The 7,360-nt window shown below is 73.9% G+C and carries 6 protein-coding genes; 1 reads left to right on the top strand and 5 read right to left on the bottom strand.

Annotated elements, in window-relative coordinates; translation table 11 throughout:
- Positions 1–4: 4 nt before the first annotated feature.
- Positions 5–1,366 carry an ABC transporter substrate-binding protein gene (locus ACFWEK_RS16395; protein ID WP_430547244.1) on the bottom strand — a complete coding sequence of 454 codons (1,362 nt, stop codon included), beginning with the start codon at positions 1,364–1,366 and terminating at the stop codon, positions 5–7.
- A gap of 81 nt (positions 1,367–1,447) precedes the next feature.
- Positions 1,448–2,668: an ROK family transcriptional regulator gene (locus ACFWEK_RS16390; RefSeq protein WP_430547243.1), complete on the bottom strand. Its 1,221-nt coding sequence runs from the start codon at positions 2,666–2,668 to the stop codon at positions 1,448–1,450.
- Positions 2,669–2,815: 147 nt separating this feature from the next.
- Here ACFWEK_RS16390 and ACFWEK_RS16385 point away from each other — a divergent pair, with 147 nt between their 5' ends.
- Positions 2,816–3,811 (top strand): acetylxylan esterase, encoded by a 996-nt coding sequence (locus ACFWEK_RS16385; RefSeq protein WP_430554719.1) that lies wholly within the window; start codon positions 2,816–2,818, stop codon positions 3,809–3,811.
- Positions 3,812–3,821: 10 nt separating this feature from the next.
- Here the strand turns inward: ACFWEK_RS16385 and ACFWEK_RS16380 are convergent, their stop codons facing one another.
- Genes ACFWEK_RS16380 through ACFWEK_RS16370 form a run of 3 tightly spaced genes read right to left on the bottom strand, consistent with a single transcriptional unit; the run spans position 3,822 to position 7,065 of the window.
- Positions 3,822–4,763, bottom strand: coding sequence for a 4-(cytidine 5'-diphospho)-2-C-methyl-D-erythritol kinase (locus tag ACFWEK_RS16380; RefSeq protein ID WP_430554718.1), 942 nt, complete (start codon positions 4,761–4,763; stop codon positions 3,822–3,824).
- Positions 4,760–5,632, bottom strand: a complete 873-nt coding sequence (rsmA, locus tag ACFWEK_RS16375) for a 16S rRNA (adenine(1518)-N(6)/adenine(1519)-N(6))-dimethyltransferase RsmA (RefSeq protein ID WP_430547240.1) — start codon at positions 5,630–5,632, stop codon at positions 4,760–4,762. Before rsmA ends, ACFWEK_RS16380 begins: the two co-directional genes overlap by 4 nt.
- A gap of 50 nt (positions 5,633–5,682) precedes the next feature.
- On the bottom strand, positions 5,683–7,065 hold the full coding sequence (locus ACFWEK_RS16370) for a G5 domain-containing protein (RefSeq protein WP_430554717.1): 1,383 nt from the start codon (positions 7,063–7,065) through the stop codon (positions 5,683–5,685).
- Positions 7,066–7,360 lie beyond the last annotated feature (295 nt).

Genomic DNA, 7,360 nt, shown 5'->3' with positions numbered 1-7,360 from the left:
GTCGTCAGCCGTTCGTCGTGTTCTCTTCGCCGACCTGCGCGACCACGGCCTCGTCGTACACGGCGGCGGCCTCCTCGGGCGTCTGCTGCCCGGTCATCACCGACTCCATGGCGACCTGGATCGCGTTGGAGATCTGGGCGTAGTCGGAGGTGGCGGGGCGGAAGTTCGTCACCTCGACGAGGTCGGAGAAGAACGGCACCGTCGGGTTCGCCTCGGAGTACGACGGCTCCTCGGCGACGTCGGTGCGCACCGCGATCTGGCTGTTGTCGATCGCGAACCGCAGCGAGTTCTCCTTGTCGAGCGCGTGGGTCAGCACGTCGAACGCCACGTCGGGGTTCTTCGACCCGGCGCCGATCGCCATCGTCCAGCCTCCCGACATGCTCACCGCGCCGGGGGCCTGGCCGTCCTGGGTGGGCATCGCGGCGGTGCCCATGACGTCGGTCCACTCGGGCCAGGGCGCCGTGCCCTCCTCGAGCCACGTGCCGGGCATCCACGAGCCGTCCAGCGAGATGCCGAGCTTGCCCTTCGGCAGCCACTCGGCCGAGACCGTGTTGCCGACGTTCGGGTCGAGCGCCTGCTGCGGCGTGGGGGCGAGGCCCTCCGTGTAGATCGTCCTGATGAAGTCGAGCGAGTCGACGAACTCCTGCGACCCGACGATCCACTTCGAGGCGTCGGTGTCGTAGAGCGTGCCGCCCGTGCCGTACAGCAGCATCTCGAAGCCCTGCATCGTGGCGCCCTCGCCCATCGGCTTGCCCGAGTAGACGTTGAGCGGGATGACGTCGGGGTCCGCCTTCTTGATCGCCCGGGCGGCCTCGAGCAGCTCGTCCCAGGTCTTCGGGGCCCAGTCCTCGGGGAGCCCCGCCTTGGCGAGCACCTCCTTGTTGAACCACAGCCCGCGGGTGTCCGTGCCCATCGGGACGCCGTAGGTCTTGCCGTCGTCGCCCAGCCCGGCCTGCTTGGCCTGGTCGACGAACTGGCCCCAGTCCTCCCAGTCGGCGAGGTAGTCGTCCATCGGCAGCAGGTAGCCCGCCTCGACGTCCGACTTGATCATGAACGTGTCCTCGTACATGAGGTCGGGCGCCGTCCCGGGCGCGCGGTTCATGAGCGCGAGCTTCGTGAAGTAGTCGTTCTGGCTGGCCTCGATCGGCACGAGCTCGATCGTGACGTCCGGGTTCTCCTTCTCGTACTCGGCCTTGACGTCCTTGAACAGCTCGTCGGCCTGGGTGAAGTTCCCGAACTTCTGGTACGCGATCTTGATCGTCGCGTCCCCGCTGCTGCCCTCGCCGTCCCCGGAGCCGCAGGCTCCGAGGGTGAGGACGAGCGCCGTGACCGCGGATCCCGCGGCAAGGGTTCGTGCCAGTCGCATGCTGCTCCTTTGCCCACATGAGTGGCCCGACGACGCCGGGCCGGCTGACGTGAATAACTCAAGCGAATTGAGTTAATGCTGTCAAGCGCTCACGAGGCCGGAGGGTCGCGGGGTGAAGAGCCCGTCGAGCACGAGGCTCGCCGCACCCACCGCCCCGACGTGGTCGCCGACGGCGGAGCCCAGCACCTCGACGGCGTGCACCTCGCGCAGCGTCGCCTGCAGGGTGAGCTCCCGCCGCACGACGGGAAGGTAGTGCGGGGCCAGCCGCGCCCACGCCGGGCCGCCGAAGACGACGACCCCCGCGTCCACGAGGTCGGCCACCACGGTGATCCCGCGCGCGACCCGTCGCGCGCTCGCCGCGAGGATCCCCGCGGCGGCCGCGTCGCCCTCGGCCGCAGCCCGGCACAGCGTCGTGAGGGCCGCGTCGAGCTCCGCCGGCGTCGACGCCGGGGTGCCCGCCGGCAGCACGCCCCCCGCGACAGCCTCGGCGACGAGCGTCGCGGGGGCGGCGGAGACGCCGATGCACCCCCGCTGGCCGCAGTCGCACAGCGGGCCGTCGTTGTCGACCATCAGGTGGCCGACCTCGCCGGCGTTGCGCGACGATCCCGCGAGGAGCTCGCCGTCGTGCGCCACCGCCACGGCGACGCCGAAGCCCGTGTAGAAGAAGAGGGACGTGCCGCGCAGCATCCGGTTGCCGCGCCACAGCTCCGCCACCATCGCCGCCGACACGTCCTTGTCCAGCACGACGTCGAAGCCCGTCGCGGCGGCCAGCAGGTCGCGCACCGGCACCTCCTCCCAGCCGTCCAGGAGCGGCGGGCGGATCACCGCACCGGCGGCGAGGTCCACCGGCCCCGGCGCCGCCACCCCCAGACCCAGGACGGCAGAGCGCTCGACGCCGGCCCGGTCGAGCATCGCTCCGGCCGCCGCGGCGACGGCCCCGGCCACGGCCTCAGGACCGGCCGGCGTCGGCTCGACGACCTTCTCCACCGTGCGTCCGTCGAGGTCCACGAGCACCGACGTCACCACCACCGGGTCGATGTGCACGCCCAGCGCGTAGGCCCCCTGCGGCTCGAGGTAGAGCATCGTGCGGGGCTTGCCCCGGCCCTCGGCCCGGCGCTCCCCCTCGACGACGTACCCCAGCGCGATGAGCCGCGCCACGATGTTCGACACCGCCTGGAGGGACAGCCCGGTGCTCGCCGCGAGCTCGCTGCGGCTCGTGCCGTCGGGCGCGCGCCGCACCTGGTCGAGCACGACCATCTGGTTGAAGTCGCCCACCCGCGGCAGGTTGGTCCCGCGTCGCACCGTGTCCTCACCTCGCCCGTCCGACTGGTCGCAGCGTAGACGTCCGGCGCGGGGAAACGTTCTCCACGGCCGCCTGCCGGCCCGCTACAGTGCAGCCCGACACCGCGCCGCCGCGGTGGCCCCGCAGGAAGTCCCCGGAGGAACCCGATGGCCCAGTTCGACCTGCCCGTCGCCGAGCTCGAGGCGTACGTGCCCGAGATCGACGAGCCCGCCGACTTCGACGCGTTCTGGGAGCAGACCCTCGTCGAGTCCCGCGCGCACGACGACGCACCGACGTTGGAGCGCGCGGACACCGGCCTCACGGAGCTCGTCGTGGACGACGTGACGTTCCCGGGCTTCGACGGGCAGCCGGTCAAGGCATGGCTCACGCGCCCCGCGCGCCACGACGCCGCGGCCGACGGCCCCCTGCCGGCGGTCGTCGAGTTCGTCGGCTACGGCGGCGGGCGCGGGCTGGCGCACGACCACCTGGGCCTCGCCGCCGCGGGCTACGCGCACCTCGTCATGGACACCCGCGGCCAGGGCTCGGGCTGGGGCCACGGCGGCGACACCCCCGACCCGGTGGGCAGCGGCCCCGCCTCCCCCGGCTTCATGACGCGCGGCGTCCTCGACCCGCACGAGCACTACTACCGGCGCGTCTTCACCGACGGCGTGCGCGCCGTGGACGCCGCGCGCCGCGTCGAGGGGATCGACCCCGCGCGTATCGCCGTCGCCGGCACGAGCCAGGGCGGCGGCATCGCGATCGCCGTCGCCGGCCTGGTGCCCGACGTCGCCGCCGCCGTGCCCGACGTGCCGTTCCTGTGCCACTACCGCCGCGCCGTACAGATCTCCGACGCGTTCCCGTACGGCGAGATCACGCAGTACCTGTCCGTGCACCGCGAGCACGAGGACGCCGTCTGGCGCACGTTCTCCTACCTCGACGGCGTCTCGTTCGCCCGCCGCGCCCGCGCGGCCGCGCTGTTCTCGACCGCCCTGCGCGACGACGTCTGCCCGCCGTCCACGGTCTACGCCGCGTACAACCAGTGGGGCGCGCTGGGCGAGACCGCACCGGACACGGCGATCGACGTCTACCCCCACAACCGCCACGAGGGCGGCCAGGGCTACCGCTTCGCCCCGACCCTCGCCTGGCTGGCCAAGCACCTCTGATGCCGAGGCACTAGGGAAGCAGGCGGGCGCCGTGCGCGGGGCCGGAGGTGCACCACACGGAGTCGGCGACGCCCTCCGCGGTCCAGGACGCGGCGACCGCCAGCGCGTGCTGGCGCGACCGGGCGAGCGCCGCGACGGTCGGGCCGGAGCCGGAGACGAACGCCCCCAGGGCGCCGGCCTCCCGCGCGACGGCGATGGTGCGCTCCAGCTCGGGGCGCAGGGAGAGCGCCGCGGCCTCGAGGTCGTTGTGCAGGGCGGGCCCGAGGGCATGGGCGTCGCCGGCGCGCAGCGCCTGCATCAGCCCGGTGTCCTCGCCGAGCCCCGGCTCGTCGGCGGCGCCGTCCGGGCCGGCCAGCTCGTCGAACCGGCCGTAGACGGCCGGCGTCGACAGACCCTCGGCCTGGGCGGCGAACACCCAGTGGAACTCGCCGCGGGTCATGGCGGGCGTCAGCAGGTGGCCGCGCCCGGTCCCGACGGCGGTGTGCCCCAGCAGGGCGAAGGGGACGTCCGAGCCGAGATCCGCGGCGAGCGTCGCCAGGTCGTCGCGGCTCAGACCGGTCTGCCACAGCGCGTCGCAGGCCACCAGGGTGGCCGCGGCGTCCGCGGAGCCGCCCGCCATGCCCCCGGCGACGGGCACGCCCTTGGCCAGGTGCAGCGCCACGTCCGGCGCCACGCCGACCCGGGTCGCCAGGGCCTCGGCGGCACGCCAGGCGAGGTTCGTCCCGTCGACGGGCACGAGCTCGGCCTGCGGGCCGTCCACGGTGATCGTCACGCCGGCGCCCTCCGGCACCTGCGTGGCGGTCACCTCCTCGTAGAGCGCCACGGCCTGGAAGATCGTCGACAGCGGGTGGTATCCGTCGGCCTGCCGCGCGCCGACGCGCAGCGACAGGTTGACCTTGCCGGGCGCGCGGACCCGGACGGACGGCGACGGGGCGGCGGCGAGATGCGTCACGCGTCCACCGTGCCCGCCGCGACCGGAAGCTGCTCGGCGATCCGCGCGAAGTCCGTGACCTCGAGGCGCTCGCCACGCAGGCCGGGGTCGACGCCCGCGGCGCGCAGCGCCTCCTCGGCGGCGGCGCCGGAGCCGAACGTGCCGGACAGGGCGGCGCGCAGCGTCTTGCGGCGCTGGGCGAACGCGGCGTCGACGACGGCGAAGACCTGCTCGCGCGTCGCGGTCGTGACGGGGGGCTCGCGCTTCTCCAGCGCCACGAGGGCGGAGTCCACGTTGGGCTCCGGCCAGAACACGTGCCGGCTGACGTTCAACGACCGGCGCGCGTCGGCGTACCAGGCGGCCTTCACCGACGGCACGCCGTACGTGCGCGACCCGGGGCCGGCGGCGAGCCGGTCGGCCACCTCGGCCTGCACCATGACGAGCACGCGCTCCAGGCTCGGGAACCGCTGCAGGAACGTGAGCAGCACCGGCACGGCCACGTTGTAGGGCAGGTTCGCGACGAGCGCCGTCGGCGCCTCGCCCGGCAGCTCGGTGACCTCGAGGGCGTCGGCGGGCACCACCTCGAAGTCGGCGGCGGGGGCGTGCTCGCGCACCGTCTCGGAGATCTGGCCCGCCAGCACCGGGTCGATCTCGACCGCGACGACGGAGGCCCCGGCCTCCAGCAGGCCGAGGGTCAGCGACCCCAGCCCGGGGCCGATCTCCACGACCCGCTCCCCCGGTCGCAGCCCGGCCGCGCGGACGATCTTGCGCACCGTGCCGCCGTCGTGCACGAAGTTCTGCCCGAGCTGCTTGGTGGGGCGGACGCCGAGGCGCCCTGCCAGCTCGCGGATCTCCGCAGGGCCGAGCAGGGCGCCAGGGGTGTTCGTCATGGGGGCGAGTCTATTCGTCGGCCCGCGGCCGACGACTCAGGACGGGCGGCTCAGTACCAGCCCACCGACTGCGAGTGGCCCCACGCGCCGCACGGCGTGCCGTACACGTCCGCGATGTAGCCGAGGCCCCACTCGATCTGGGTGGCGGGGTTGGTCTGCCAGTCGGAGCCGGCCGAGGCCATCTTCGAGCCGGGCAGCGACTGCGGGATGCCGTAGGCGCCGGACGACGGGTTGGCCGCCGAGGCGTTCCAGCCCGACTCCTTCGTCCACAGCGACTCGAGGCAGGTCCACTCCGAGCCGCTCCAGCCGCGCGCGGCGGCCATCTGCTTGCCCATCGACCGGGTGGAGCCGGAGTAGGACGGCGTCTTCGGCTCGGGCTCCGGGCGCTCCTTGGTGCCCTTCACCAGCACGCGGGTCACGGGCTTGGTGGTGACCTCGTCCGAGACCTTGGTCTTCTTCACGACCTTGCCGTCGACCGTGGTGACCTGGTGGACGATCGTGCGCTCGCCGTCCTTGCCCTTCTTCACGACCTTCGCGTCGGCGTCGGAGTACCGGTCGGCGGACTTCTTGGTCGTGGTCTTGTGGTCGACGGCCTTGGTGGTCGTGACCTTCTTGGTCTCGACGCGCTGCACGACGACGGCCACCTGCGGCGTGGCGACCTCGGTCGCGGCCGCGGGGGTGTCGGAGGCGGGGGTCTCGGAGGCGGCGACCTGCTCGGTCTGCGCGCCGTCCTTCTCGGCCTGCTTCTCGGCCTGCTTCTTCTCGTCCGCGACGGCGGCGGCGACGTGCTTCTTCACCTCGCCGTTGGCGGCGTCGGTGACGTGCACGCGGTCGCGCTTCCCGAGCTCCACGTCCGCCTCGGCCAGCACGGCCTCGACGTCCTCCGCGTCCTCGACCACGTCGGTCGTGCCGTCGTGCACCACGGCCACCGGGCCGTCGGTGTCGACGTCCACGGGCAGCGAGGCCCGCTCGCCGTCGCGGGAGGCGACGATGCGCACGTCGCCGCCGCGGGCGGTGAGGGTGTCGAGCGCCTCGTCGGCGTCGAGGGCGGTGACCCACGCGTCGGTGTCCTCGCCGTCCACCTGCAGGCTGAGCTCCTTGCCGGAGCGCACGACGACGTCGGAGCCGTCCTCGAGCGCGGCGTCGGCGGCCGGGGTCACGAGGTCGCGGTCGCCGACGACGACGCCCTGCGAGGTGAGCAGGTCGTCGACGGAGCCGGAGTAGGACGTCACGGTCTTGACGTCGCCGTCCACGTCGAGCGTGACGGTCTTGCGGGCGTCCGCGTACGCGACGGCGCCACCGGCGACGGCGACCGCGGCGGCGGTCGCCGCGGCCAGGAACGGCCAGCGGCGGCGGCTGCGGGTCGTGGCGGGAGCGACGGTGTCGGCGTCCGGCACGGCGGGCACGGGAGAGGTCTGGGGAGAGCGGGTCACGAGAGTCCAGTCGTCGTGCTGTCCGGGCACGGTGGCCGGCGGCGGGCCGGCGGCCCGTCACGCACCGGGGCGGCGCGCTCGCGCCTCGCTCCCGGCCCCGCGCCCGAGGGCGCCGAGTTCCGACCCACCGATCCGGCGGTTCAGGGGCCCGCGTCGCATACACCTGTCGAGCACGGCTCGCACGCGGGACACCCGACCGTAACCGATTCGTTATCGGAGACCTAATTCGTCGGCGGCGTCGTGACGAGACCCACAGCCCGCCCGGGGCGCAGGGAGCCCCGACGCAGGACCGCCC

The organism is Isoptericola sp. NPDC060257, from assembly GCF_042726645.1.
Classification (GTDB): domain Bacteria; phylum Actinomycetota; class Actinomycetes; order Actinomycetales; family Cellulomonadaceae; genus Isoptericola; species Isoptericola nanjingensis.
This window is presented reverse-complemented; position numbering and strand designations above follow the sequence as displayed.